Below are 255 nucleotides of genomic sequence, written 5' to 3'. Positions count from 1 at the left end.
CCCTAGGGGAACCTGGGGTTGGATCACCTCCTTATCTTGAAGTAAAACGCTTCATGTTGAGTGTTCACACAAATTGCATAGATAACGAACGTATGAAGAAGTCCTAACATGTAAGCTTCGGACGCCTCTTTTATTAGAGATACTAAAGGTCTGTAGCTCAGCTGGTTAGAGCGCACCCCTGATAAGGGTGAGGTCGGCAGTTCAAGTCTGCCCAGACCTACCAAATTCTTCGTTATGCTGCGTTGCTTTCAACCT

1 tRNA gene is annotated in these 255 nt (G+C 46.3%); it reads left to right on the top strand.

Annotated elements, in window-relative coordinates:
- The first annotated feature begins 146 nt into the window (after positions 1 to 146).
- Positions 147 to 223, top strand: a tRNA-Ile gene (locus tag ACOB82_RS17735).
- Positions 224 to 255 lie beyond the last annotated feature (32 nt).

Source organism: Colwellia sp. MEBiC06753 (genome assembly GCF_053470325.1).
Note: the sequence above shows the minus strand (reverse complement) of the source record. Positions and strands in the feature narration are given on the sequence as shown.